Source organism: Haemophilus sp. HN_Hi08 (genome assembly GCF_049824455.1).
In the GTDB taxonomy this organism is placed as follows: Bacteria; Pseudomonadota; Gammaproteobacteria; order Enterobacterales; family Pasteurellaceae; genus Haemophilus; species Haemophilus influenzae_D.
The window spans coordinates 659,801-684,803 of record NZ_CP187493.1; the positions used below are offsets into that span (position 1 = coordinate 659,801).

A 25,003-nucleotide genomic window follows, 5' to 3' on the forward strand; every position below is an offset into this window, starting at 1 on the left:
ATGCGCATACCAAGAATTTATCATCCAATATCCCTTGAAAATCAAACTCAATGTCTTCTTTCGGAAGACGCGACAAATCACGTTGCTCGAGTGTTAAGAATGACAGAAGGCGAACAGCTTGAACTCTTTGATGGTTCTAATCATATTTATCCAGCAAAAATTATTGAGTCAAATAAAAAGTCCGTAAAAGTAGAGATTTTAGGGCGTGAGCTTGCGGATAAAGAATCCCATTTAAAAATCCATTTGGGGCAAGTAATTTCTCGCGGAGAACGAATGGAATTTACTATTCAAAAATCTGTAGAATTGGGGGTAAATGTGATTACGCCATTATGGTCAGAACGCTGTGGCGTAAAACTTGATGCAGAGCGAATGGATAAAAAAATCCAACAATGGCAAAAAATTGCGATTGCAGCTTGCGAACAGTGCGGTCGTAATAGCGTGCCAGAAATTCGTCCATTGATGAAATTGCAAGATTGGTGTGCAGAAAATGATGGTGCATTGAAATTGAATTTACACCCACGCGCGCACTATTCTATTAAAACCTTACCGACTATTCCATCTGAGGGTGTTCGTTTATTAATTGGCTCGGAAGGTGGATTATCTGCACAAGAAATTGCACAAACTGAACAGCAAGGATTTACAGAAATTTTATTAGGAAAACGTGTTTTACGTACTGAAACTGCATCACTTGCAGCGATAACTGCATTACAAATTTGTTTTGGGGATTTAGGCGAATGATGGAATTACAAGGAAAATTTTTGATCGCAATGCCACATTTAGACGATTATTTTAATCGCACGGTAGTATTTATGTGTGAGCATAATGAACAGGGTTCAATGGGTTTGGTAATTAATCAGCCGACAGATTTAAGCATTGCGGAACTTTATTCAAAACTCAATTTTATGATGAAAAATGACCGCACTTTTGGTAACGAAATGGTGGTCGCAGGCGGGCCTGTGCATACAGAAAGAGGGTTTATTTTACATAAGAATACGCTTAATGCCTTTCAGCATACTTATAAAGTCACAGAGGAACTTTCAATGACAACCTCCGCTGATGTAGTGGAAACGCTCGGTTCAACTTTTGCACCTGAAAAATATCTTGTTGCACTAGGATGTTCAAGCTGGGGGGCAGGTCAGTTAGAAAAAGAAATAAGCGATAATGCGTGGTTGGTGGCGTCATCTAAGGATCAAATTTTATTTGATATGCCCTATGAAGATCGTTATATGGCGGCTAATCAGTTACTTGGTATTCATCCTTATAATTTTGCCTTAGCGCAAGTGGGGCATAGTTAATGGAAATTACCGCTCTAGCTTTTGATTTTGGCACTAAAAGTATCGGTTGTGCCATAGGGCAAAGTATTACAGGTACAGCACAAGCCTTGCCAGCTTTTAAAGCACAAGATGGCATTCCAAATTGGGAAGCGATCGAAAAATGCTTGAAAGAATGGAAGCCAGATGTTGTTATTGTTGGTCTTCCTTTAAATATGGACGGAACAGAACAAAATTTGACTTTGCTGGCTCGTAAATTTGCAAATCGTTTACAAGGTCGTTTTGGGGTTAATGTCCATTTACAAGATGAACGACTAACCACCACGCAAGCTCGTAGTGAGATTTTTGAACGTGGTGGTTTTAAAGCATTAAAAAAAGGCAAAGTCGATGGTATTTCAGCCTGTTTAATTTTAGAGAGCTGGTTTGAATGCACTGAATATTAAATTTACATTGCCAAAATAAACCTAATTTTAGAATGATTAAAGTGCGATTTTATAATCTCGTTTTTTCGCCACCAAATTCATCTAATAAATTTTCGGTGAGTTTGGCTAGAATACCAGTCATCAGTACAAAATCTGCATCGAAACGCTGTGTAAAATCTTCTTTCAGAATATCATCATTTTTTTCACGTATACTATCTGCAAATTTTAAACGTTTGATTGTGCAATCCTCGTTAAAAACGAAAGTTAAGGTATCTTCCCATTCTAAGGCTAATTTACTTACTACTTTTTTGCCATCTTGCAGAAGTGCGAGAATTTCTTCATTTTCTAAGGGTTGTTTTTTACAACGAATAACGCTGTCTTCCTGACTACCGCGAAGCTCGGCTTCTTCTAATGCAAGTAACCAATGGGGTAAGCTATCTTGAAGGATCCAATTGGTTAAAATCGTGCTGGGTTCATTAGCAAAGGCTAAAGGCACGACAGGGAGCGATCCTAGGGATTTACGCAGTAATGCAAGTGCATCTTCTGCGCGTTTACTCGATGCGGCATCAATATGAATAAGATTATTTTCCGTATCAATCCACAGTGCCGTATGCTGATTTTTACTAAACGCACGGGGTAATAAATTCATCACGACATCATCTTTTAATGTCTGTTTTTCTACCTTTTTAAGTTTGCGATTTTCTTTTTGTTCAAGGTTTTCAATGCGTTCATCAAGTTCACGTTTGACCACATTTGCTGGCAAGATTTTTTCTTCTTTTTTGGCGATTAGTAGAATTTGTTTTCCAACAGAAAAATAGAGTAAATCAGTGCCTCGTAATGGGGCTGACCAACCAAATTTACTTTGATCTTGAGCACCGCAAGGATGAAATTGACAATCTTCCAGTTGAGTTTGTAGCTGTGCAAGATCCCAATCTAGCGGTTTAGTCAGTCTATAAGTCATTAAATTTTTGAACCACATCGTAACACTTCCTTCAATATAGGGTAGAATATGCAGCATTATAGCCCATAAAAGTAGGAAAAACGATGCAACACAAATTGATTGCCTTTATTGGCGGCGGTAATATGGCACAGGCTATTATTCTTGGTTTATTGAAACAAGGTTATCCTGCCGAGCAAATTATTGTGAATGATCCGAATGAGGAAAAAAGAGCATTTTTTGCCAATCTTGGCGTGACAACTTCTGAAAATAATGTGGAAAGCGTAATCAAAGCGGAAGTTGTATTGCTTGCGGTAAAACCTCAAATGATGGCTGAAGTTTGTTCGCCACTAAGTGCGGTGGATTTTTCCGATAAATTATTAATTTCCATTGCTGCGGGGATTTCAACTGAACGCTTGAACGCATTAATTCCAAGTGCGAACGCAGTAGTGCGTGTTATGCCAAATACGCCCGCATTAGTGGGCGAAGGTATGGCAGGTTTATTTGCACCGAAAAATACGAGCGAAAATCACCGCACTTTTGCACAAGATTTGTTGGGGGCAGTGGGAAGAACGGTTTGGGTGGATGATGAAACTCAAATGCACGCAGTAACTACCGCTTCAGGAAGTAGCCCTGCCTATTTCTTTTTAATGCTAGAAGCAATGCAGAAAGCCTTAATTAAAATGAATATTGATGAAAAAACTGCCCGTGAATTAGTGCAGCAATCAATGCTCGGTGCAGCAAAAATGGTAACAGAAAATCCGCAAATTGCACTTTCAACTTTGCGTGAAAATGTCACCTCGAAGGGCGGCACCACCGCGGCAGCGTTAGCCGTATTTGACGCACAACATTTTAATCAAATAATAGAGCAAGCTATGCAGGCTTGTTTATCTCGTTCACAAGAAATGGAAACTTTATTCTGATGCAAGTTCGTCCTTTTTATTGGCTCGCACTGAGCTTTCTAGGTTACTACTGCGCTTATGGCGTATTTTTACCTTTCTTTCCCGCATGGTTGAAATCACAACAATATGGCGAAGAAATGATTGGCTTAGTTATCGGGAGTGCTTATATTTTCCGATTTGCGGGCGGATTATTTTTTTCATCGCTGATTAAAAAAGCCAATCATATTATTAATTCCTTACGCCTATTGGCGTTAGCATCGGCCATTATTATGGCGGCAATGAGTTTAGTTGCACATAATTTTTGGTTGTTATTTATTGCTATTGGTTTATATGCCTCTGTGAATTCAGCAGGAATGCCAATTGGGGATTCCTTGGCATCCACTTGGCAACGCCAAATCGGCTTAGATTACGGCAAAGTACGTTTAATTGGCTCTGCTGCCTTTATCCTTGGCGTAGTGGTGTTTGGTGGCATGATTGGCTGGGTTGGCGAGCAAAATATCGTGTGGATTTTAACCGCACTTTTATCTTTCTATACCATCATTCAGCTTTTAAAACCCACCATTCCCCCAAAAGATGAAATACCTGAAGGCAGCGATCAAAATCATATTGGTTTTATTGCTTTACTGAAAAATCCAATGACATTGCGAGTAATGATTGCAGTAGGACTCATTCAAGGCTCTCATGCGGCTTATTATGTTTATAGCACGATTTATTGGACAAGTATTGGGATCTCCATTTCTCAAACTAGCTTACTTTGGGGCATTGGCGTATTAGCAGAAATTGTATTATTTTTCTTCTCTCGTCGCTTATTTCAAAATATTTCTATCAGCGTGCTGCTTTATATTTCTGCGATTGCGTGCGTTGGACGCTGGGCTGTAATGGGATATATTGAAGATTTTTGGTTGATATTCTTATTGCAACTTATGCATAGTTTGACTTATGCCGTGTGCCATTATGCGATTGTTCGCTATATCACTACACAACCGCAAAGCCATATTGCGAAATTACAAGGTTTGTATAATGGTTTATCCAATGGTGTGTTAATTGCCATTTTTACCGCGATTGCGGGAACGATTTATCCAACGTCGCCAGCGATGACATTTGTATTGATGAGTATCATCGCGGCTGCTGCATTTTTTGTGATTCCACGCAAGTTAAATGCCTTTTTGATTGTTCAGCATAAATAGGACGCATCGCTTCCTTGTAGAAAAGTAATATGAAAAATCTTGCGCTTATTGATTTGTTTCTTAATGAATATTGGATTGAAAAAGGGCTTTCAGAAAATACCGTTCAATCTTATCGTTTGGATTTAACCGCACTTTGTGATTGGTTGGATAAAAATGACTTGTCTTTGGAAACTTTAGATGCTGTTGATTTGCAAGGTTTTCTAGGAGAGCGTTTAGAGAAAGGTTACAAAGCCACTAGCACCGCGCGAATGTTAAGTGCAATGCGTAAACTTTTCCAATATTTATATCGGGAAAAATACCGAGTGGATGATCCAAGTGCGGTGCTAAGTTCGCCTAAATTACCCAGTCGCCTGCCAAAATATTTAACTGAGCAACAAGTGTCAGATTTGCTCAATACGCCAGATGTGGACGTGCCTTTGGAGTTACGAGATAAAGCAATGTTAGAGTTGCTTTATGCAACGGGGCTTCGTGTGACGGAGTTAGTTTCGCTTACAATTGAAAACATGAGCGTACAACAAGGCGTGGTGCGAGTGATTGGTAAAGGGAACAAAGAGCGTATTGTGCCAATGGGGGAAGAAGCTGCTTATTGGGTTCGTCAATTTATGCTTTATGGTCGCCCTGTTCTCTTAAATGGGCAGAGTTCTGATGTTGTGTTTCCAAGTCAGCGCGCACAGCAAATGACTCGTCAAACTTTCTGGCATCGTGTAAAACATTATGCCATTCTCGCAGATATTGATGCTGATGCACTTTCCCCTCACGTTCTTCGCCATGCTTTTGCCACCCATTTAGTGAATCACGGTGCGGATTTACGTGTGGTGCAAATGTTGCTAGGGCATACAGATTTATCCACAACACAGATTTATACTCATGTGGCAAAAGAGAGATTGAAACGATTACATGAAAGATTTCATCCTAGAGGATAATTTCGGGGTAAATTTTTATAGTTTTAAAGATTGATTGTGAATTTCTTATTGATTAATTAATTTGACACACATCACAAATTTTGAATAAAAAATTAGACAGCTCAAGCATATTTTGCTATCTTGCAAAAAATTTCGACATTTATTCTATCGAAAAGTAATTTTGGATTCTAAAATGAAAAAAATAACGCTTTTTTTTACTGCACTTTTATGCTTATTTTCAACTTCTGTTTTAGCCGAATCTAATTTAATACCTAAACAATGTGAGCAATTATTTAAAGAAACAGAAAATTTGATTGCCCAAGCAGAAAAACAACCTGGAACCCACATTCAAGTAAATAAAATCAAAAGTAAACTAAACCAAAGCAAACAACAAATTCTTCAAATGGAATTAGCGACTCAGTTAAAAAGTTGTGAAGTGGGTTTAGCAAAATTAAGTAATTTGAAAAGTTATAGTGAGTAATTAAAAAAGCCTTGTTGAATACAATAAGGCTTTTTTAGTAGTTAAATTTATCTAGTCTGATAATTTCTGCAGACCGAAATGGCGATAAGTTTTCGATGTTGCAATACGTCCACGTGGCGTTCTTTGTAAAAACCCCTGTTGAATCAAATAAGGCTCTAAAACATCTTCAATGGTATCACGTTCTTCGCCAATTGCAGCAGCAAGATTATCCAGCCCCACAGGTCCACCATCAAAACGCTCAATAACTGCAGACAACAATTTTCTATCTAAATAATCAAATCCAGCATCATCTACATCCAACATTGAAAGTGCTTGTTTTGCCACATTTACCGAAATTACTCCCCCATTGCGTACATCTGCATAATCACGCACACGTCGTAATAAACGGTTTGCAATTCGAGGCGTGCCTCGTGAACGACGAGCCACCTCGAAAGCGGCCTGCTGTTCTAATTCAAGATTTAAACAGTCCGCACTTCTTGCCACGATAGAGGTTAAATCTTCTACAGAATAGAATTCCAAACGTTGCACAATACCAAAACGATCACGCAATGGCGAAGTCAAAGAACCCGCTCTAGTGGTCGCACCAACCAAAGTAAAAGGTGGCAAATCTAATTTAATAGAACGAGCAGCTGGCCCTTCGCCAATCATAATATCTAATTGATAGTCTTCCATTGCTGGATAAAGGACTTCTTCAATCGCAGGGGAAAGTCGATGGATTTCATCAATAAATAATACATCGTGCGGTTCAAGATTAGTTAGCATTGCAGCCAAATCGCCCGCTTTTTCTAATACTGGCCCCGATGTCGTACGAATATTGACGCCCATTTCATTTGCCACAATATTAGCAAGGGTTGTTTTTCCCAAACCGGGAGGGCCAAAAATCAACAAATGATCTAAGGCATCTTGACGGAGTTTGGCAGCCTTGATGAAAATATCCATTTGCTCGCGTACTTGCGGCTGCCCAACATAATCTGCTAATAGTTTAGGGCGAATAGCGCGGTCAATAACATCTTCATCAACCTTAGCTTGCCCGCTAATAATTCTATCTGCTTCAATCATATCTTTCCTACAGTGCGGCTTTTAACGCTTCGCGGATAACTTGTTCACTGGTTAATTCTGGCTTAGCAACTCGTTTCACCATTTTTTCTGCTTCTGAAGGTTTATAACCTAAAGCAATCAAGGCTGAAATAGCTTCATCAGATGAATTTTCTACACTCGGTTCAATAGATGAAACTGACCGAATATGGGTACTTTCTACAAAGAAATCACTTTGTTTTACACCTTTAAATTTACCTTTCAGTTCAACTAACAAACGTTCAGCAGTTTTTTTGCCAACCCCTGGGATTTTAGTGAGTTTAGAAAGTTCTTCTCTCTCTATCGCATAGGCAAATTGTTCGACCGACATGGCGGATAAAATCGCTAAGGCTAATTTAGGCCCCACCCCATTTGTTTTAATTAATTCACGAAATAAAGTGCGGTCTGTTTTTTGGGCAAATCCAAAGAGTAAGTGAGCATCTTCCCGAACAACAAAATGGGTGAATAAAGTCGTTTCTTGACCAATTTCTGGTAAATCATAGAAACTCGTCATAGGCAAAAGCAATTCATAGCCTACGCCTTGCACATTAAGTAAAATTTCTGGAGGTTGTTTTTCTAAAAGAATGCCTTGTAAGCGACCGATCATAATTCTTCCGAATGATAAAAAATTTAACGCATAGAATAAAATAAAACTGGACGAACATCCAGTTAAATTTTTAATCTAAAGCGTCCTCGGCTATATCTGGTCTTTAAAAGTGCGGTCATTTTTTCTTGCGTTTCTGTCATTTTCACAGAATTGGCAATATGTAAAGAATGTTGAATAGAATGTGCGTGTGTAATCGCGATAGCCAAGGCATCCGCAGCATCGGCTTGAGGTTTATCTGATAACTTCAAAATACGAGTTATCATTTCTTGCACTTGCACTTTATCAGCGGAACCAATGCCCACAACCGTTTGTTTTACTAAACGTGCGGCATATTCAAAAACAGGTAAATCATGATTTACTGCCGCCACAATCGCCGTACCTCGAGCCTGCCCTAGTTTTAAAGCTGAATCCGCATTCTTCGCCATAAACACTTGTTCAATCGCAAACATATCAGGTTGAAATTGCGTGATAATTTCAGCCACTCCAGCATAAATCCGTTTCAATCGGGTGGGTAAATCTTCAACTTGAGTGCGAATTGCACCACTGCCGAGATATTCCAAATGTCTTCCTGTTTGACGAATCACACCATAACCCGTTACGCGAGAGCCAGGGTCAATACCTAAAATAATGCTCATAATTTCTATAAAAAATGGGTAATTAAATTACCCATTTATTGCATCATTAAAGTTGAGATGCCACTTCGTCACTGATTTCACCGTTGTGATATACGTTTTGTACGTCATCACAATCTTCCAACATATCAATTAAACGAAGTAATTTTGGTGCGGTTTCGATATCAAGATCAACGGTTGTTGATGGAATCATCGTTACTTCAGCTTCTTGAACTTTAAAGCCAGCTGCTTCAATGCCATCACGCACTGAACCCAAATCTTCCCAAGCAGTATAGATTTCAAATGAACCATCATCTTGTGGTTGAATATCATCAGCACCCGCTTCGATAGCCGCTTCAGTTAAGGCATCTTCGTCCGCTTCTGCGATTAAGATTAAACCTTTTTTGCTGAATAAGTAGCCTACAGAGCCTTCAGTTCCTAAGTTACCACCACATTTGGTAAAACTTGGGCGAACCTGTGAAATGGTGCGGTTTGCATTATCACTTAAACATTCAACCATAACTGCTGTACCGCCTGGGCCATAACCTTCATAGATTTTGGTTTCCATATTGGTGTCATCGCCACCACCTACGCCACGATCAATAGCTCGGTTGATAGTATCGCGCGTCATATTGTTGCTAAGTGCTTTATCTACTGCTGTACGTAAACGCGGGTTAGCACTCACATCACCACCACCAATTTTAGCTGCGGTAACAAGTTCACGAATTAATTTAGTAAAAATTTTACCGCGTTGTGCATCTTGTGCTGCTTTGCGGTGTTTAATATTAGCCCACTTACTATGGCCTGCCATGTTGTTTTCCTTCTGTTTTGATCTTATTGATCTTGATTTAATTAAACGTTTTGACCTAGGCTAGGTATAGCCTAGGCTAGTAAAAGTGTTACCCCGTTGGGGTAAATATAGCTTTTCCCAAAAGAGAACCGCTATTACCATAATTAGCTGTGAGTATACTTACCTACGGGGATTAAAAAGATATTTTTTAATAGCTTCCGCATTATTCTGGGATTTCGTCATTTCTACTGCTTTTTTCGCCGATACCCAGCAAAAATCTAAATGCTCACTCAATACTGGAATAAATTCTTTTTCCACCTCACACAAAAACCAATGTTCTTTGCAGTGAGTGATATTCGGTGCGTATTTATATCGGAAATGTGGAAAAATTTCAAATTCTATGCTCTCTTTGCAATCGAAAAGTGCGGTGGAATTTTCCGAAATTTCTAACCGCACTTCTTCCCATAGCTCACGAATTGCTGTGTTTTTTGGTGTTTCACCACTTTCAATGGTACCAGTAACAGACTGCCAAAAATCAGGATCATCTTGGCGTTGGAGCATTAAAACTCGGTTTGTATTTGTAGCGTAAATTACAACGAGAACAGATTGATTATTTTTGTATTGCATCATTAAAAATGCGGTCAAATCTGACCGCACTTCATTCCTAATATTTCAAACTTATTCTGCTTTAACGACAGAAATTGCCAACTCTTCCAATGCTTGCGGATTCGCAAAGCTAGGCGCTTCTGTCATCAAGCACGCTGCCGCAGTAGTTTTAGGGAAAGCAATCACATCGCGGATATTTTCAGTGCCAGTTAAAAGCATAGTTAAACGGTCTAAACCAAATGCTAAACCTGCGTGTGGTGGTGTGCCAAATTTTAACGCATCTAATAAAAAACCGAATTTTTCACGTTGTTCTTGTTCGTTAATGCCAAGAATACGGAATACAGTTTGTTGCATTTTCGGATCGAAAATACGTACTGAACCGCCACCTACTTCATAGCCATTGATTACCATATCGTAAGCATTTGCTACCGCACTTGTTGGATCGGCTTCTAATTGCTCTGGGCTAAAATCTTTTGGCGACGTAAATGGATGGTGCATTGCGGCAAGATTGCCTTCATCATCACGTTCAAACATTGGGAAATCAATCACCCAAAGTGGTTGCCATTCGTCTAAACGAGTTAAACCTAAATCGCGACCTAATTTCAAACGCAATGCACCCATTGCATCCGTCGTAGTTTGCCATTTGTCTGCGCCAAAGAATAAAATATCGCCAGTTTGAGCATTGACACGTTCTGCTAATGATTTCCATACCTCTTCATTTAAGAATTTCGCAATCGGGCTTTGTACGCCTTCAAGGCCTGCATTGATATCATTTACTTTCGCCCAAGCCAAACCTTTTGCACCGTAAATACCAACAAATTGTGTATATTCATCAATTTGTTTACGCGTAATTTCATTGCCATTCGGTAGACGGATTACAGCCACACGACCATTTGGATCATTCGCTGGGGCTTGGAATACTTTGAAATCTACATCTTTGACAATATCTTCTACATCCACCATTTCTAATGGGTTACGCAAATCTGGCTTATCAGAACCAAAACGACGCATTGCTTCTTGCCAAGTCATCACTGGGAACTTACCTAAATCTACACCAATGGTATCAAGCCATAAGCCGTGTACCATACGTTCCATAATTTCACGTACTTCTGGCGCAGTTAAGAAAGAGGTTTCCACATCGATTTGAGTAAATTCAGGCTGACGATCTGCACGTAAATCTTCATCACGGAAACATTTTACGATTTGATAATAACGGTCAAAACCAGACATCATCAAAAGCTGTTTAAAAAGCTGTGGAGATTGTGGCAACGCATAAAATTTGCCTTTATGTACACGGCTTGGCACTAAATAGTCACGCGCACCTTCAGGCGTTGCTTTGGTAAGCATTGGGGTTTCAATATCAAGGAAACCATTGTCATCCATGAAACGACGTACAAAACTGGTAATTTTCGCACGGGTTTTCAAACGTTGAGCCATTTCAGGGCGACGTAAATCTAAATAACGGTATTTTAAACGTTGCTCTTCAGTATTGTTTTGGTTAAAGTCGAGAGGCAACACATCAGAAGCATTGTAAACACGCAATTCTTTCACTAACACTTCCACTTCGCCCGTTGCCATATTTTTGTTGATTTGGTTTTCAGGACGTGCGATCACTTCACCCTTAATTTGGATACAAAATTCGTTACGTAAACTCGCAGCCGCTGTCAATGCTTCTTGATATTTCGGATCAAAACAAACTTGCACAACGCCATCACGATCACGCATATCAATAAAAATCAAGCCACCTAAATCACGACGGCGATGAACCCAACCGCTTAATGTTACGTCTTGTCCGATATTGTTACGGTTTAATGCTCCGCAATAATGTGTACGCATCATTTCAAAATCCTTTGTACTCTTTTAATTATGCTCAAAAATCTGCCACAATTATAGCGGAAAACCAAGAGAGATAAAAAGGTTATTTATGCTGACAAATCAATCAAAAAAGCAAAGAAAAGTAATAAATGTTCAAAATAAAGGCTTTTTTGTGCCATATCATCAGATTTTTTGTTATATTATGTGGCTTGTTGAGATTAAATTACGTTAAGGATAACCACATGTTATTTATCAATATTACTTTTGCCTGTATTTTAGCGATCCGTTTTTACAGTCTGTCTATTTCAATTCGTCATGAAAAAGCACTCATTGCAAAGGGTGCAATACAGTATGGTAAACGCAATTCCACACTGTTGTCCATTGCCCATGTTGTATTTTATTTTGCGGCGATCATTGAGGCTAATAACCAAAACCTGTCATTTAATAGCACTTCACAAATAGGGTTAGCGATTTTAATTTTTGCTATTGCAATGCTATTTTATGTGATTTATGAGCTAAAAGAGATTTGGACAGTAAAACTTTACATTTTACCGGAACATCACATTAACCGCTCTTTCTTGTTTAAATATGTACGTCACCCGAATTATTTCTTAAACATTATTCCCGAGTTAATTGGTTTATCGCTTTTCTGCCAAGCAAAATATACCGCATTGATTGGATTACCCATTTATTTGCTTATCCTAGGCGTGCGTATTAAACAAGAAGAAAGTGCCATGGCGCATTTATTTCCTAAATCATAATTTATTAAATTTCTTCTAAAATAATGCCCCTTTCTCTCTGCCTTTAACACATTATGGTAAAAGATACTCTATTTTCTACCCCCATTGCTAAATTGGGGGATTTCATCTTTGACGAAAACGTTGCTGAAGTCTTTCCAGATATGATTCAACGCTCCGTGCCTGGCTATTCCAACATTATTACTGCAATCGGTATGCTGGCGGAACGTTTCGTCACGGCTGATAGTAATGTTTATGATCTTGGTTGCTCGCGAGGTGCCGCCACACTTTCTGCACGTCGAAATATTCATCAACCAAACGTAAAAATTATTGGTATCGATAATTCTCAACCGATGGTTGAACGTTGTCGCCAACATATTGCGGCATATCATAGTGAGATACCAGTAGAAATTCTCTGTAATGATATTCGCTACATTGAGATTAAAAATGCCTCAATGGTCATTCTCAACTTTACCTTGCAATTTTTACCGCCTGAAGATCGTATCGCATTGCTTACCAAAATCTATAAAGGCTTAAATCCAAATGGCGTATTAGTACTTTCTGAAAAATTCCGTTTTGAAGATACCAATGTTAATAATTTGCTTATTGACTTGCACCACCAATTCAAACGTGCCAATGGTTATAGCGAACTTGAAGTGAGCCAGAAACGCACTGCACTTGAAAATGTGATGCGTACAGACTCTATTGAGACACACAAAGTGCGGTTAAAAAACGTAGGATTTTCACAAGTAGAGCTTTGGTTCCAATGCTTTAATTTTGGCTCGATGATTGCGGTTAAATAAAACAACAGCGATTTAATCTTCTTACTTGCATACAGCAATTGAAATGATTAGTATATACTTATTAAATACATAGTATATACAGGAGGGTAAATATGCTTGCTAAAGTGTTTCAAAGTGGTAACAGCCAAGCTGTTCGGATCCCGATGGACTTTCGTTTTGATGTCGATACCGTAGAAATTTTCCGAAAGGAAAATGGGGATGTGGTATTACGCCCAGTTTCTAAAAAAACAGATGATTTTCTTGCGTTATTTGAAGGATTTGATGAGACCTTTATTCAAGCACTTGAAGCGCGTGATGATTTACCGCCTCAGGAGCGAGAAAATTTATGATTTATATGTTAGACACCAATATCATTATTTATTTAATGAAAAATCGCCCCAAAATTGTTGCCGAACGAGTATCACAATTATTGCCTAATGATCGCTTAGTTATCAGCTTTATTACTTATGCTGAACTTATTAAAGGCGCCTTTAGTAGTCAAAATTATGAGCAATCAATACGAGCAATAGAATTACTTACTGAACGAGTAAATGTACTATATCCCAATGAACAAATCTGTTTACATTATGGCAAATGGGCAAATACACTCAAAAAACAAGGGAGACCTATCGGAAATAATGATCTATGGATTGCTTGTCACGCATTGAGTTTAAATGCTGTTCTTATTACACATAATGTAAAAGAATTTCAGCGTATTACAGATCTTCAGTGGCAAGATTGGACAAAATAGATAATTCTGATTTTTTATTTTACTTATGACATAATCTGTTTAACTCAACTAAAAAAGGACAAACCGATGCAAATTTTACACACTATGTTACGCGTGGGTGATTTAGATCGTTCAATCAAATTTTATCAAGATGTTTTAGGTATGCGTTTATTACGCACCAGTGAAAACCCTGAATACAAATATACACTGGCTTTTTTAGGTTACGAAGATGGCGAAAGTGCGGCAGAAATTGAATTAACATACAACTGGGGTGTAGATAAATATGAACACGGCACAGCATATGGACATATCGCTATCGGCGTAGATGATATTTATGCGACTTGTGAAGCTGTTCGTGCAAGCGGTGGTAACGTTACTCGCGAAGCAGGGCCAGTTAAAGGTGGCTCAACCGTCATTGCTTTTGTTGAAGATCCAGATGGTTATAAAATTGAATTTATCGAAAACAAAAGTACTAAATCTGGTTTAGGCAACTAAAGTGCGGTCAATTTTTATTGTATTTTTAATAACGTAGGGATTCCTACGTTATTTTATTTTTAAGAGATAGATTATGTCCGATTCTCAAGAAATCCCTTATCACAACCAATTAAAAAATCGCTTTCGTGGCTATTTCCCCGTCATTATTGATGTTGAAACTGCAGGTTTTGATGCAAAAAAAGATGCGTTACTCGAACTAGCCGCCATCACATTAAAAATGGATGAAAACGGTTATTTGCATCCTGATCAGAAATGCCATTTTCATATCGAGCCTTTTGAAGGAGCAAATATTAATCCTGAGTCCTTGAAATTTAATGGCATTGATATTCACAATCCATTACGTGGTGCAGTATCTGAACTTGATGCAATCACGGGGTTATTTCAAATGGTGCGTCGAGGACAAAAAGATACGGATTGCCAACGTTCTATCATTGTGGCGCACAATGCTGCTTTTGACCAAAGTTTTGTGATGGCTGCTGCTGAACGTACCGGCGTAAAGCGTAATCCCTTCCACCCTTTTGGCATGTTTGACACGGCAAGTTTAGCAGGCTTAATGTTTGGTCAAACTGTTCTTGTTAAAGCCTGTCTTGCTGCTAAAATCCCCTTTGATGGGAAACAAGCCCATTCAGCGCTATATGATACCGAACGCACGGCGGAATTATTCTGTTATATGGTCAATCATTTAAAAGATTTAGGTGGCTTTCCCCATATTTCTCAAATAGATGAAACAGAAAACACAGCAGAAAATCAGACCGCACTTTAAAAAAACTAAAAAAGTGGTTGCAATCGTTTGATTTTTCCAGTAGTTTAAAAGCAATTCTTATTTGGAGATAAAAAATGAACATTATCCGTCGTCACCATCATCACCATTCAACTGAATAATCTTTCAGGTTTTTGGTGTGCTTGGAAGATTTCTTCCGAGCTGACTGGATAATAAAAATCTTACCCCTCGGAAGGCTACTTTCGAGGGGTTTTGTTTTATTTATGATATAGGAGGCATTAATTTAGCGTTATTATTTATTCAATAAAAATTTTAAAGTAAAGTATTTATCATTTAATTTACAAGGAAAAACACAATGTTATCAAACCCCGTTGTTATCTCGATCATCGTTTTGCTGGCACTTAGTTTGCTACGCATCAACGTTATTATCGCACTGGTGATTGCTGCACTTACCGCAGGATTTATCGGTGATTTAGGTTTAACTAAAACCATCGAAACCTTTACAGGTGGCTTAGGTGGCGGTGCTGAAGTCGCGATGAACTATGCAATGCTTGGTGCGTTCGCTATTGCTATTTCTAAATCAGGTATTACCGATTTAATCGCTTATAAAATCATCACAAAAATGAATAAAACACCAACTGCTGGCAATTTAACTTGGTTCAAATATTTCATTTTTGCGGTGTTGGCATTGTTTGCCATATCTTCTCAAAACTTACTTCCAGTGCATATTGCCTTTATTCCAATCGTTGTACCACCGCTGCTTTCAATCTTTAACCGTTTAAAAATTGATCGCCGTGCAGTAGCTTGCGTACTTACATTTGGTTTAACTGCTACCTATATGTTATTACCAGTGGGCTTTGGAAAAATCTTTATCGAAAGTATTTTAGTTAAAAACATTAATCAAGTAGGTGCGACCTTAGGTTTACAAACAAATGTAGCACAAGTTTCTTTAGCAATGTTGTTACCTGTTATTGGAATGATTTTAGGCTTACTCACAGCCGTATTTATTACCTACCGTAAACCACGTGAATACAATATCAATGTTGAAGAACCAACAACTAAAGATATTGAAGCCCACATTGCTAATATTAAACCAAAACAAATTGTTGCAAGTTTAATCGCAATTGTCGCAACCTTCGCAACACAATTAGTCACAAGTTCAACTATCATTGGCGGTTTAATTGGCTTAATTATTTTCGTACTATGTGGCATTTTCAAACTAAAAGAGAGCAACGATATTTTTCAACAAGGCTTACGCTTAATGGCAATGATTGGCTTTGTAATGATTGCTGCTTCAGGTTTTGCAAATGTGATTAATGCCACCACTGGCGTAACAGATTTAGTACAAAGCCTAAGTTCTGGTGTTGTGCAAAATAAAGGTGTTGCCGCATTATTAATGCTTGTCGTTGGTTTATTAATTACAATGGGTATTGGCTCATCATTCTCTACAGTACCGATTATTACATCAATTTACGTACCTCTCTGTTTATCTTTTGGTTTTTCTCCATTAGCGACAATTTCTATTGTGGGCGTAGCCGCGGCTTTAGGAGATGCAGGTTCGCCCGCATCAGACTCAACATTAGGCCCAACATCTGGCTTGAATATGGATGGCAAACACGATCACATTTGGGATTCTGTTGTACCTACCTTTATTCACTATAATATTCCATTATTGGTATTCGGCTGGATTGCAGCAATGTATCTTTAACGATTATAATCCCCCACTTGGGGGATTTTTTTATGACTGTTAAACAACTTATCCAACGCTTAGATCAAAAAGTTCAACAACTTTATCAGAGCAACTTGCTGCAAGAAGAAAAAATCTTCGCCAAATTTGACCGCACTTTATTTAGTGAAAACGGACAAACTGTTGCCTTTTATCTAAAGGAAATTAATCAAACCCTTGATAAAATAAAATCCCTACAATCAGAAAATCCTGATCATTACATCTTCATTACCAAACGCTTACTTGCCCAATGTACTGCGCTATCAGAAGCACTCACGCATAAAAATAAGCCTTTTATCATTAATACGAACCTCACTCCGCAGCCGCAAAAAAAATCTCAACATAACATTCATAAATTACCGCCAAGAGAACGCCTAGAAAAATATTACGAGGCACGAGAGCAGTTGAATAATCTTTATCGACAACATAAAGATTTAGCACAAGCTGAAAAAAATAATGATGAAAAAATACGTTATGCTCAACTTGCAGAAGTTTATAAAAAACGCCAGCAAAAATGCCAAGAGGCAATCGATCTTTTAGAAGAATATTTGGTGTTTAAAGAAGAATTAGAAAACCGTGAAAATACGGAAAATAGATGATGAGAAATAAAAAACTAATTCTTCCGAATTAGTTAGCTCGTAAAAATTGATGGCGGAGGAATAGGGATTCGAACCCTAGGAGGGCGTAAACCCTCGCCGGTTTTCAAGACCGGTGCCTTCAACCACTCGACCATTCCTCCGTGATTTAATGCGCGTGAATAATACGTTCTCTAATAAAAACCGTCAAGTAGAAATAATCATATTTATTCTAAATGATTATTTTTACTACAGCTTATAAAATAAAAAGAATTGACGTAATTTTGGTTACGCCAATTCTATTTTTATTTTTGATTATTCTGCTTTTGCACGAGTAGGTTCAGAATAAACGTGGCTAATTGCACAATGATGTCCCGCCGCACCTTTTCCATAGAAATAATAACGAGAATCCTGCCAAGCTCTAATTGGGAAAGCCTCTGGCATTTCATCACTCGCTTTCGCCAAAGTCATCTCAGCTTTAGTATGAATCACCGAAGAAATAGTACCTAAACGTCCATTAAATTCATAAGTGCGGACAAATTTTGATACGTTCTCGACCGTTTCAGGTTCATTTACATTAATTGCTGGCTCGATAGATTCAACAACTTCTTGAGGTTTATATGAATTTAAACGCTCTAAAGATTCTTGCACCTTTTTCTGTACCGATTCATTAGCTGGTTGAGTAATAAAATCTAATGCAGGTTTTACATCAAGGGATTTTTCTTCAACGACAATTCCCATTGCTGGCGTGATAAACCCTTTTTTAGTTTTCTCTTGCTCAAGCAATTCATCGACAGATAAGAAATGATTTTCTTTTGGCAGATTTACCGTTGAATAATCAATCCAAGCCTTGCCACTTGCCAATTCAGGTGAAGCCACCGCAGCAAATAATGGCATTGGCGATTTTGGCTCTTGATTACGGCGACGACGCTGATTATTCGCTGTACGCAAATGACGTGGAGTACGACGCTGACGCTCTTGATGTTCAGAACGTTGGTTCTGATGAACGGGTTTTTCATCATTTTGAACCGTAATTACATCCATTTCTGACATTTTTTCAGTCGTGTTCAAATTATTTTCAACAACTGTTTCATTATCTTCAACGCGCACGCGTTTACGTAAATCACGACGTTGGCGACGTTGAGTTACAGGCTCAGTTCTTTCTTCTTTAGCCTCAAAAACAGGTGTAGAATTTACCGCACTTTCAGCGATACTTTCTTCCACTAAGTTACGGCGTGGACGGCGTTGATTACGCTCACGGACATTGCGAACCTGTTCTTCGGTTCTTTCCGCCTCGTTATTTTCAGAACGTGGACGACGAGAAGTGCGACGATCCTGTGAACGGCGTTGATTACGATTAGGATTGCGTGAAGTGCGGTTATTTTTCGGTTTGTTTTCTTCAGATTTAGCAGCAAATAAACCTTTAATCTTCGCAATAATTTTAGCTAACAAAGAGGGTTCATTTGATTTACGCTCAACTGGCGTTGGCGCAGCTTCTGAAATAGAAAGCGCAACTGCTGCACTTTCAACCGCAGGCTGTTCAATAACAGCTGTTGTTTCTATATTACGAGAAACCAGTGATTCTTCAGTATTTTCATCTTTCTCACAGTGAATTTTCGCTAAGTTATAGCTTAATTCATTTACTTCTTCGCCATCACGTAAACGGAAAACACTAAAATGCGGTGTTTCCATTGCTTCATTTGGGGCAACAATAATATCGACATTATGACGCTTTTCAATATTACTGATTGCTTTGCGTTTTTCATTAAGAAGATAAGAGGCAATTTGTACTGGCACAATGGTATGCACTTGCTTGGTATTTTCTTTTAACGCTTCTTCTTCCAGTAAACGCAAAATAGATAAAGAAAGGGATTCATTATCACGCACTTTGCCTGTGCCTTGACAACGAGGGCAAATATGGTGCGAAGACTCGCCCAATGATGGGCTTAAACGCTGACGTGACATTTCCAACAAGCCGAAACGAGAAATTCGGCTAATTTGAATACGGGCGCGATCTGGACGAACCGCATCACGAATACGATTTTCTACTTCACGTTGATGGCGGATTGGTGTCATATCAATGAAATCGATAACAACTAAACCACCTAAGTCACGTAAACGTAATTGACGCGCGATTTCATCTGCCGCTTCAAGGTTGGTATTTAATGCCGTTTCTTCAATATCGCCACCACGAGTAGAACGTGCAGAGTTAATATCAATAGCGGTTAAGGCTTCAGTTACATCAATAACAATTGAACCCCCTGAAGGCAAACGTACTTCACGTTGGAATGCGGATTCAATTTGAGATTCAATTTGATAGTGGCTGAAAAGTGGCACTTCGCCTTGATAAAGTTTCACGCGATTGATGAAATCAGGACGAACAAGTTTGATATGTTCTTTCGCTTTCTCAAAAATTTTTGGGCTATCAATAAGGATCTCGCCAATATCACGACGCAAATAATCACGAATAGCACGTACAATCACATCGCTTTCTTGATGAATTAAGAATGGAGCTGGACGGCTTTGTGAAGCTTGTTTGATCGCTTCCCAATGATGTAATAATACTTTTAAATCCCATTGTAATTCTTCTGGCGATTTTCCCACACCAGCAGTACGGACGATTAAGCCTACACCGTCAGGCACATCTAATGAACTTAATGCTTCTTTTAGTTCAATACGTTCATCGCCTTCAATACGGCGAGAAATTCCCCCTGCCCGTGGATTATTCGGCATAAGTACCAAATAACTGCCAGCAAGAGAAACAAAAGTGGTTAATGCAGCCCCTTTATTACCACGTTCTTCTTTATTAACTTGAACGATAACTTCCTGTCCTTCAACCAAAATATCGCGTATATTCGGACGACCTTGGAAAACATAATCATCGGGAAAATATTCACGGGCAATTTCTTTTAAAGGTAAAAAACCGTGACGTTCTGCACCATAATCTACAAAAGCCGCTTCTAAGCTTGGCTCAACGCGAGTAATTTTTCCTTTGTAGATATTCGCTTTTTTTTGTTCGTGTCCCGGACTTTCAATGTCCAAGTCAAAAAGGCGTTGTCCATCGACAAGCGCAACACGCAACTCTTCTTTTTGAGTCGCATTGATTAACATTCTTTTCATTGTCAATTCTCTTATTAAATATTTAAAAAACCTCAAAATAAACCGCACTTTGCTTCATTATCGACCTCGTGTTTCTCGCGCCAGTCAATCTCACGACTGTATGTTGCTGGGTGCATTGATAAGGTTATTAAGCACAAATGTTTGCTTGATAAAACAACGCGATATTCCGCACGCGTTGCAAGCGGCTAATTTATTTTAAGAAAAATGTTGATTATCAATGTCTTATGCCGAGTGCTGCATTGAGTTTTTACCAACAAAACTTATCCTTTTTACGCAAATTCTTAGGCGCAAAAAGACGTTCTATTATCCATAGAAAACGATTAATTGGCAAGGCGAATTTACGTTCTAGCGTTACGTTCATATTACGTTCATAGCACCTTTGTGATATGATTTGCAGCGATTTTCAAAAGGGAACAAAATGACAAAACAAAATGAAAACATCATTAATTCATCCGTAAAAATGCTGACAATTAGTGAAGATGAAAGTGGACAACGAATTGATAATTATTTATTAGCAAAACTCAAAGGCGTACCTAAAAGTTTAATTTATCGCATTGTGCGTAAAGGCGAAGTGCGAGTAAACAAAGGCAGAATTAAACCAGAATATAAATTGCAAACAGGCGATGTTGTACGCATTCCACCAGTGCGTGTCGCAGAAAAAAATGATGCGCCGATTTCAAAAAATCTCAATAAAGTTACCGCACTTGAAAACCAAATTTTATTTGAAGATGATTGCTTGATTATTTTAAATAAACCCTCAGGAATCGCAGTGCATGGCGGGAGTGGTTTAAATTTTGGTGTGATTGAAGCCTTACGAGCATTACGCCCAGAAGCATGCTTTTTAGAACTGGTTCATCGTTTGGATCGCGATACATCAGGCATTTTATTAATTGCGAAAAAACGTTCAGCATTACGCAATTTGCACGAACAACTTCGCGTCAAAACCGTTCAAAAAGATTATTTAGCGTTAGTACGTGGGCAATGGCAATCCCATATAAAAGTTATTCAAGCCCCTCTTTTGAAAAATGAATTATCTAGCGGAGAGCGTATTGTGCGTGTCAGCGAGCAAGGCAAACCATCTGAAACTCGCTTTAGCATTGAAGAACGCTATACAAATGCTACTCTCGTAAAAGCATCGCCGGTCACAGGGCGAACCCATCAAATCCGTGTGCATACACAATATGCTGGGCATCCTATTGCATTAGATGATAAATACGGCGATAAAGATTTTGATAAACAAATGAATGAATTAGGATTAAACCGTTTATTTTTACACGCTTTTTCAATTCGATTTGAACACCCTAAAAATGGCGAAACGCTACGCTTTAATGCGCCACTAGATCATCAAATGAAAGCAATTTTGCAAAAGTTACGGGAAAGCAAATAGACAATATTTCTGTTTATTGCTACACTTGCACACGGAGACAACTCGTTTCTATCAACAAATTTCATAATAACGACAACAAAGGATAGCAAAATGGCAAAAGGACAATCTTTACAAGATCCTTATTTAAATGCGCTTCGTCGTGAACGCATTCCTGTATCAATTTACCTTGTAAACGGAATTAAACTTCAAGGTCAAATTGAATCATTCGATCAATTCGTGATTTTATTAAAAAACACAGTGAACCAAATGGTATATAAACACGCAATTTCAACGGTTGTACCTGCTCGTTCAGTTTCGCATCACAATAATAATCATCATACTGCTCCAACAGAAGCAGTTGAAAACGTGGAAACTCAAGCAGAGTAATCACAACACCATTAATGGACAATCAATATTTATTAAGTGCGGTTGAAAATTCTTAGGAAATTTCAACCGCACTTTTTCCATTTCAAATCGGAAAATTATTTTCCAATTCCATATTGTTTCAATTTATTCGCAATCGCAGTATGGGAAACGCCTAAACGTTGAGCTAATTTTCGCGTGCTTGGATATTCTGCATAAAATAATTTTAGAACTTGTGCTTCATAAGATCCGATGATTTCATCTAAGGTTTTATTTCCAAATTCATCCAAAGAAATTACCGCACTTTGTGGCGGAGCAAGATTTAAACTTTCGATAGTCAAATGATTATCTTGTACCAGAGAGCAGGCACGATAAAGGGTGTTATAAAGCTCACGAACATTCCCTTTCCAATCATATTTCTGCAAATAAAGAAGAAAATCTTTATCGAAAGTTGGTTTTGCAATTTTTAATTCTTCACTGATTTCCTGTAAAAAACCTTGTGCCAGTGGCTCAATATCTGCAACGCGATTGCGTAATGCAGGCACATTAATAGTGAGAACATTTAAGCGATGAAATAAATCAGCACGTACTTTACCTTGCTCAACAAGAAAATGGAGTGGAACCTGTGATGTGCAAATCACGCGCACATTTGCATAATGCTCCTTTTCTTCGCCTACTCGACGAAAAGATCCATCCGTTAAAAAACGCAATAATTTAGCCTGCAAACCCAATGAAAGTTCAGCAATACCATCAAGTAAAACTGTACCCTCATTTGCGTATTCAAAAAAACCAATGGTTTCACTGTCGCCAACTTTTCTACCAAACATTTCACTTTCGGCATCTTCATCCGGCAACCCCGCACAATTTACTGCGATAAATTTCTTATCACGACGTAAACTCTGATAATGGCAGGCTTTCGCTAACAAATCCTTTCCTGTCCCCGTTTCGCCTTGAATTAACAAAGGCACATCAAACATAGCAAAACGTTTCGCGTTTTCTACCGCACTTTTCATCGCTTCACTTTGTACAACAAAACAATCGAAGGGTTTTTGAGGATCAAATTTAGAAATCGTCATATTCAGGGAATGGAGATAATTAAGATATGGCTATGATAATTTCTTTACAACAAAGTGTAAATATTATTTTACATAAGGTAAAAATGCGATCATTTTTGACCGCACTTTATATAGCTAAGGTTTTAACATTTTTTCTGCTTCACGAACACGAACAAGGAATTGTTTACGTTCAGCTGAACTCATACCGCTGCTAGTACCAGGTAATTTTACGGTAAGAGGATTAACAGCTCGACCGTTAATATGAAATTCATAATGTAAATGCGGCCCCGTAGAAATGCCCGTGTTACCAGAAAGTGCAATACGTTCGCCTTTTTTAACTGTTTGCCCTGCTTTTACTAAGGATTTGCTCAAGTGCATATAAACAGTTTGATATTCACGCCCGTGACGCAACATAACATAACGCCCAGCACCGCCAGCCTGATAAGCGACCTTTTCAACTGTACCATCTGCTGGTGCAATAACTGGTGTGCCTTGAGAAACAGAGAAATCCACGCCTTTATGGGGACGAACACGTCCTGTTACTGGATGGCGACGATTTGGATTAAAAGGGGAGGAAACTCGCGCTTGTCGCTGCAATGGATAACGAGCAAAACCTTTGCCTAAAGTTTCCCCTTGCTGATTATAATAACGACCATTTGCCGCTTGCACTGCATAATAATTTTTACCACCAGATGAAATACGTAACGCTTCAACATTACCTTGACCTGTAAGTTTATCGCCTAAATATTCACGAGAAACTAAAATGGCAAATTGAGTGCCTTTTTTTAGTTTTCGTAAACTCACTTGCCATTGTAAGGCGTTACTAAGTTGGCTAATTTGTCGCGTATCAAGACCTTGTTCTCTTAAACTACTATTTAAAGAATTTTGAATCTCGCCTTTTAATACTTCTTTTCGCCAAATACTTTTCTTTTCAATAACTTGGCGTTTAAATTTCCCATCTTCGAGACGTTCATAAATACGTTCTTCTTTTTCAGAAACCAGCCAATTTAAATATTCCAAGTTATCATTTTTATTTAAAATCCAGTAAAATTGCTGACCTGCTTTTAAGTGGGCTAATTCGGGATCAAGCTTAATCAACGGTTGTACTGATGAATCATCTAAACCAGATAAAACTAAAACATCTTTTAACGTATCTCCTTCGGTTACCGTATAGCTAAATTGATCAGTAATTCTTATGGCTTGATCGGCTGCGTCTAATAAACCATTGAGTGCGTCTTGTGCGTGTTGAGGTAAAGTACCGAGATCATCTGAAGATAGTTTTACTTCATCAACTTCATCATCTTTTGCTTGTAGTTCATCATCATAAGAGGTGGCATCTTCATCAGGTTGAAGTGCGGTGGAATTTTTATTTGGCGATGTATTTAACTCGTGATATTCCCCACTGTCAGAGGTGGAAAATATGGGATTTTCTTCAGATTTGTCTTTTATTGTAAGTAAAATGCCTGTCAAAATAAGCAGAATAGCAACAAAAAACACGCCTACTTTTATATATGCGCGTTTTTTTCGTCTATCTCGAGCTAATTTTACGTGTTGCACTGGCATCCCTAAAATAAAAAAGTTTTCAGCATTCAGACTACAGATTATAAAGAAAATTCATTCCTATGGAAAAAGCATTATTCAAATGCTTAAATATTCGACATTGGATAGAAAATCTTGAGAATTCTATAAAAATGCGTTATTTTCCCCAACCATTGTTGAAAACACGGC

The 25,003-nt window shown here is 38.4% G+C and carries 27 protein-coding genes, 1 tRNA gene and 1 other annotated feature; of the genes, 17 read left to right on the plus strand and 11 right to left on the minus strand.

Features of this window, described 5'->3' with window-relative positions:
* Genes rsmE through ruvX form a run of 3 tightly spaced genes read left to right on the plus strand, consistent with a single transcriptional unit; the run spans window position 1 to window position 1,714 of the window.
* The gene (gene rsmE / locus ACPT8O_RS03290; RefSeq protein WP_041175381.1) at window positions 1-738 is read left to right on the plus strand and encodes a 16S rRNA (uracil(1498)-N(3))-methyltransferase; all 738 of its coding nucleotides are present in this window, start codon (window positions 1-3) and stop codon (window positions 736-738) included.
* Window positions 735-1,295: a YqgE/AlgH family protein gene (locus tag ACPT8O_RS03295; protein WP_005654097.1), complete on the plus strand. Its 561-nt coding sequence runs from the start codon at window positions 735-737 to the stop codon at window positions 1,293-1,295. The genes rsmE and ACPT8O_RS03295 overlap by 4 nt, the downstream gene beginning before the upstream one ends.
* Window positions 1,295-1,714, plus strand: a complete 420-nt coding sequence (ruvX, locus tag ACPT8O_RS03300; RefSeq protein WP_021035696.1) for a Holliday junction resolvase RuvX — start codon at window positions 1,295-1,297, stop codon at window positions 1,712-1,714. Before ACPT8O_RS03295 ends, ruvX begins: the two co-directional genes overlap by 1 nt.
* A 49-nt stretch (window positions 1,715-1,763) precedes the next feature.
* On the opposite strand, the gene rdgC is transcribed toward ruvX, so the two are convergent.
* The gene (gene rdgC / locus ACPT8O_RS03305) at window positions 1,764-2,672 is read right to left on the minus strand and encodes a recombination-associated protein RdgC (RefSeq protein ID WP_021035695.1); all 909 of its coding nucleotides are present in this window, start codon (window positions 2,670-2,672) and stop codon (window positions 1,764-1,766) included.
* Window positions 2,673-2,737: 65 nt separating this feature from the next.
* Between rdgC and proC the strand changes: the two genes are divergently transcribed.
* The 4 genes from proC (at window position 2,738) to ACPT8O_RS03325 (ending at window position 6,102) form a co-directional block, all read left to right on the plus strand.
* The gene (proC, locus tag ACPT8O_RS03310; RefSeq protein ID WP_021035694.1) at window positions 2,738-3,553 is read left to right on the plus strand and encodes a pyrroline-5-carboxylate reductase; all 816 of its coding nucleotides are present in this window, start codon (window positions 2,738-2,740) and stop codon (window positions 3,551-3,553) included.
* Window positions 3,553-4,719 carry a 3-phenylpropionate MFS transporter gene (locus ACPT8O_RS03315; RefSeq protein ID WP_021035693.1) on the plus strand — a complete coding sequence of 389 codons (1,167 nt, stop codon included), beginning with the start codon at window positions 3,553-3,555 and terminating at the stop codon, window positions 4,717-4,719. The genes proC and ACPT8O_RS03315 overlap by 1 nt, the downstream gene beginning before the upstream one ends.
* Before the next feature lie 29 nt (window positions 4,720-4,748).
* Window positions 4,749-5,642 carry a site-specific tyrosine recombinase XerD gene (xerD, locus tag ACPT8O_RS03320; RefSeq protein ID WP_005654087.1) on the plus strand — a complete coding sequence of 298 codons (894 nt, stop codon included), beginning with the start codon at window positions 4,749-4,751 and terminating at the stop codon, window positions 5,640-5,642.
* A gap of 172 nt (window positions 5,643-5,814) precedes the next feature.
* Window positions 5,815-6,102, plus strand: coding sequence for a DUF5339 domain-containing protein (locus ACPT8O_RS03325; RefSeq protein ID WP_005656308.1), 288 nt, complete (start codon window positions 5,815-5,817; stop codon window positions 6,100-6,102).
* A 51-nt stretch (window positions 6,103-6,153) separates the two neighbouring features.
* Here the strand turns inward: ACPT8O_RS03325 and ruvB are convergent, their stop codons facing one another.
* From ruvB to aspS, 6 genes are all read right to left on the minus strand, one after another.
* Window positions 6,154-7,161, minus strand: a complete 1,008-nt coding sequence (gene ruvB / locus ACPT8O_RS03330) for a Holliday junction branch migration DNA helicase RuvB (RefSeq protein ID WP_021035692.1) — start codon at window positions 7,159-7,161, stop codon at window positions 6,154-6,156.
* 7 nt (window positions 7,162-7,168) lie between these two features.
* Window positions 7,169-7,783, minus strand: coding sequence for a Holliday junction branch migration protein RuvA (gene ruvA / locus ACPT8O_RS03335; protein WP_021035691.1), 615 nt, complete (start codon window positions 7,781-7,783; stop codon window positions 7,169-7,171).
* Window positions 7,784-7,845: 62 nt separating this feature from the next.
* Complete coding sequence (gene ruvC / locus ACPT8O_RS03340; protein ID WP_005662962.1) at window positions 7,846-8,418, minus strand: crossover junction endodeoxyribonuclease RuvC; 573 nt, start codon at window positions 8,416-8,418, stop codon at window positions 7,846-7,848.
* A 46-nt stretch (window positions 8,419-8,464) separates the two neighbouring features.
* Window positions 8,465-9,205, minus strand: coding sequence for a YebC/PmpR family DNA-binding transcriptional regulator (locus ACPT8O_RS03345; protein ID WP_005662961.1), 741 nt, complete (start codon window positions 9,203-9,205; stop codon window positions 8,465-8,467).
* Window positions 9,206-9,364: 159 nt separating this feature from the next.
* Window positions 9,365-9,841 (minus strand): dihydroneopterin triphosphate diphosphatase, encoded by a 477-nt coding sequence (gene nudB / locus ACPT8O_RS03350; RefSeq protein WP_021035689.1) that lies wholly within the window; start codon window positions 9,839-9,841, stop codon window positions 9,365-9,367.
* Between the two features lie 21 nt (window positions 9,842-9,862).
* Window positions 9,863-11,629: an aspartate--tRNA ligase gene (gene aspS / locus ACPT8O_RS03355; RefSeq protein ID WP_021035688.1), complete on the minus strand. Its 1,767-nt coding sequence runs from the start codon at window positions 11,627-11,629 to the stop codon at window positions 9,863-9,865.
* Window positions 11,630-11,847: 218 nt separating this feature from the next.
* On the opposite strand from aspS, the gene ACPT8O_RS03360 reads away from it, so the two are divergent.
* The 8 genes from ACPT8O_RS03360 to priC all read left to right on the plus strand — a co-directional run bounded on the left by ACPT8O_RS03360 (window position 11,848) and on the right by priC (window position 17,395).
* Window positions 11,848-12,366 carry an isoprenylcysteine carboxyl methyltransferase family protein gene (locus ACPT8O_RS03360; RefSeq protein WP_005688985.1) on the plus strand — a complete coding sequence of 173 codons (519 nt, stop codon included), beginning with the start codon at window positions 11,848-11,850 and terminating at the stop codon, window positions 12,364-12,366.
* Window positions 12,367-12,419: 53 nt separating this feature from the next.
* Complete coding sequence (gene cmoA, locus ACPT8O_RS03365) at window positions 12,420-13,145, plus strand: carboxy-S-adenosyl-L-methionine synthase CmoA (protein ID WP_021035687.1); 726 nt, start codon at window positions 12,420-12,422, stop codon at window positions 13,143-13,145.
* A 92-nt stretch (window positions 13,146-13,237) separates the two neighbouring features.
* The gene (locus tag ACPT8O_RS03370; protein ID WP_005656316.1) at window positions 13,238-13,474 is read left to right on the plus strand and encodes an antitoxin; all 237 of its coding nucleotides are present in this window, start codon (window positions 13,238-13,240) and stop codon (window positions 13,472-13,474) included.
* Entirely contained in the window at window positions 13,471-13,875 is a 405-nt protein-coding gene (locus ACPT8O_RS03375; RefSeq protein ID WP_021035685.1) for a type II toxin-antitoxin system VapC family toxin, read from the plus strand. Before ACPT8O_RS03370 ends, ACPT8O_RS03375 begins: the two co-directional genes overlap by 4 nt.
* A 66-nt stretch (window positions 13,876-13,941) precedes the next feature.
* Window positions 13,942-14,349: a lactoylglutathione lyase gene (gloA, locus tag ACPT8O_RS03380; protein WP_005688980.1), complete on the plus strand. Its 408-nt coding sequence runs from the start codon at window positions 13,942-13,944 to the stop codon at window positions 14,347-14,349.
* Window positions 14,350-14,422: 73 nt separating this feature from the next.
* Window positions 14,423-15,112 carry a ribonuclease T gene (gene rnt, locus ACPT8O_RS03385; protein ID WP_021035684.1) on the plus strand — a complete coding sequence of 230 codons (690 nt, stop codon included), beginning with the start codon at window positions 14,423-14,425 and terminating at the stop codon, window positions 15,110-15,112.
* 94 nt (window positions 15,113-15,206) lie between these two features.
* Window positions 15,207-15,328, plus strand: a sequence feature (His leader region).
* 97 nt (window positions 15,329-15,425) lie between these two features.
* Window positions 15,426-16,778 (plus strand): Na+/H+ antiporter family protein, encoded by a 1,353-nt coding sequence (locus tag ACPT8O_RS03390; RefSeq protein WP_021035683.1) that lies wholly within the window; start codon window positions 15,426-15,428, stop codon window positions 16,776-16,778.
* A 32-nt stretch (window positions 16,779-16,810) separates the two neighbouring features.
* Window positions 16,811-17,395, plus strand: a complete 585-nt coding sequence (gene priC, locus ACPT8O_RS03395; protein WP_021035682.1) for a primosomal replication protein PriC — start codon at window positions 16,811-16,813, stop codon at window positions 17,393-17,395.
* Window positions 17,396-17,445: 50 nt separating this feature from the next.
* On the opposite strand, the gene ACPT8O_RS03400 is transcribed toward priC, so the two are convergent.
* Together ACPT8O_RS03400 and rne are read right to left on the minus strand one after the other, a co-directional pair.
* Window positions 17,446-17,535, minus strand: a tRNA-Ser gene (locus ACPT8O_RS03400).
* A gap of 151 nt (window positions 17,536-17,686) precedes the next feature.
* Entirely contained in the window at window positions 17,687-20,491 is a 2,805-nt protein-coding gene (rne, locus tag ACPT8O_RS03405) for a ribonuclease E (RefSeq protein WP_041175380.1), read from the minus strand.
* 418 nt (window positions 20,492-20,909) lie between these two features.
* Here rne and rluC point away from each other — a divergent pair, with 418 nt between their 5' ends.
* Together rluC and hfq are read left to right on the plus strand one after the other, a co-directional pair.
* Window positions 20,910-21,878 carry a 23S rRNA pseudouridine(955/2504/2580) synthase RluC gene (rluC, locus tag ACPT8O_RS03410; protein ID WP_021035678.1) on the plus strand — a complete coding sequence of 323 codons (969 nt, stop codon included), beginning with the start codon at window positions 20,910-20,912 and terminating at the stop codon, window positions 21,876-21,878.
* A gap of 90 nt (window positions 21,879-21,968) precedes the next feature.
* On the plus strand, window positions 21,969-22,244 hold the full coding sequence (gene hfq / locus ACPT8O_RS03415) for an RNA chaperone Hfq (protein WP_005693756.1): 276 nt from the start codon (window positions 21,969-21,971) through the stop codon (window positions 22,242-22,244).
* A 95-nt stretch (window positions 22,245-22,339) separates the two neighbouring features.
* Here the strand turns inward: hfq and ACPT8O_RS03420 are convergent, their stop codons facing one another.
* Together ACPT8O_RS03420 and mepM are read right to left on the minus strand one after the other, a co-directional pair.
* Window positions 22,340-23,296, minus strand: coding sequence for a sigma 54-interacting transcriptional regulator (locus ACPT8O_RS03420; protein WP_021035677.1), 957 nt, complete (start codon window positions 23,294-23,296; stop codon window positions 22,340-22,342).
* 114 nt (window positions 23,297-23,410) lie between these two features.
* Complete coding sequence (gene mepM / locus ACPT8O_RS03425; RefSeq protein ID WP_021035676.1) at window positions 23,411-24,838, minus strand: murein DD-endopeptidase MepM; 1,428 nt, start codon at window positions 24,836-24,838, stop codon at window positions 23,411-23,413.
* Window positions 24,839-25,003 lie beyond the last annotated feature (165 nt).

Coding starts and splice junctions, on each gene's coding strand:
- rsmE (WP_041175381.1), top strand. CDS start 1: ATGCGCATACCAAGAATTTATCATCCAATATCCCTTGAAAATCAAACT.
- ACPT8O_RS03295 (WP_005654097.1), top strand. CDS start 735: ATGATGGAATTACAAGGAAAATTTTTGATCGCAATGCCACATTTAGAC.
- ruvX (WP_021035696.1), top strand. CDS start 1,295: ATGGAAATTACCGCTCTAGCTTTTGATTTTGGCACTAAAAGTATCGGT.
- rdgC (WP_021035695.1), bottom strand. CDS start 2,672: ATGTGGTTCAAAAATTTAATGACTTATAGACTGACTAAACCGCTAGAT.
- proC (WP_021035694.1), top strand. CDS start 2,738: ATGCAACACAAATTGATTGCCTTTATTGGCGGCGGTAATATGGCACAG.
- ACPT8O_RS03315 (WP_021035693.1), top strand. CDS start 3,553: ATGCAAGTTCGTCCTTTTTATTGGCTCGCACTGAGCTTTCTAGGTTAC.
- xerD (WP_005654087.1), top strand. CDS start 4,749: ATGAAAAATCTTGCGCTTATTGATTTGTTTCTTAATGAATATTGGATT.
- ACPT8O_RS03325 (WP_005656308.1), top strand. CDS start 5,815: ATGAAAAAAATAACGCTTTTTTTTACTGCACTTTTATGCTTATTTTCA.
- ruvB (WP_021035692.1), bottom strand. CDS start 7,161: ATGATTGAAGCAGATAGAATTATTAGCGGGCAAGCTAAGGTTGATGAA.
- ruvA (WP_021035691.1), bottom strand. CDS start 7,783: ATGATCGGTCGCTTACAAGGCATTCTTTTAGAAAAACAACCTCCAGAA.
- ruvC (WP_005662962.1), bottom strand. CDS start 8,418: ATGAGCATTATTTTAGGTATTGACCCTGGCTCTCGCGTAACGGGTTAT.
- ACPT8O_RS03345 (WP_005662961.1), bottom strand. CDS start 9,205: ATGGCAGGCCATAGTAAGTGGGCTAATATTAAACACCGCAAAGCAGCA.
- aspS (WP_021035688.1), bottom strand. CDS start 11,629: ATGATGCGTACACATTATTGCGGAGCATTAAACCGTAACAATATCGGA.
- ACPT8O_RS03360 (WP_005688985.1), top strand. CDS start 11,848: ATGTTATTTATCAATATTACTTTTGCCTGTATTTTAGCGATCCGTTTT.
- cmoA (WP_021035687.1), top strand. CDS start 12,420: ATGGTAAAAGATACTCTATTTTCTACCCCCATTGCTAAATTGGGGGAT.
- ACPT8O_RS03370 (WP_005656316.1), top strand. CDS start 13,238: ATGCTTGCTAAAGTGTTTCAAAGTGGTAACAGCCAAGCTGTTCGGATC.
- ACPT8O_RS03375 (WP_021035685.1), top strand. CDS start 13,471: ATGATTTATATGTTAGACACCAATATCATTATTTATTTAATGAAAAAT.
- gloA (WP_005688980.1), top strand. CDS start 13,942: ATGCAAATTTTACACACTATGTTACGCGTGGGTGATTTAGATCGTTCA.
- rnt (WP_021035684.1), top strand. CDS start 14,423: ATGTCCGATTCTCAAGAAATCCCTTATCACAACCAATTAAAAAATCGC.
- ACPT8O_RS03390 (WP_021035683.1), top strand. CDS start 15,426: ATGTTATCAAACCCCGTTGTTATCTCGATCATCGTTTTGCTGGCACTT.
- priC (WP_021035682.1), top strand. CDS start 16,811: ATGACTGTTAAACAACTTATCCAACGCTTAGATCAAAAAGTTCAACAA.
- rne (WP_041175380.1), bottom strand. CDS start 20,491: ATGAAAAGAATGTTAATCAATGCGACTCAAAAAGAAGAGTTGCGTGTT.
- rluC (WP_021035678.1), top strand. CDS start 20,910: ATGACAAAACAAAATGAAAACATCATTAATTCATCCGTAAAAATGCTG.
- hfq (WP_005693756.1), top strand. CDS start 21,969: ATGGCAAAAGGACAATCTTTACAAGATCCTTATTTAAATGCGCTTCGT.
- ACPT8O_RS03420 (WP_021035677.1), bottom strand. CDS start 23,296: ATGACGATTTCTAAATTTGATCCTCAAAAACCCTTCGATTGTTTTGTT.
- mepM (WP_021035676.1), bottom strand. CDS start 24,838: ATGCCAGTGCAACACGTAAAATTAGCTCGAGATAGACGAAAAAAACGC.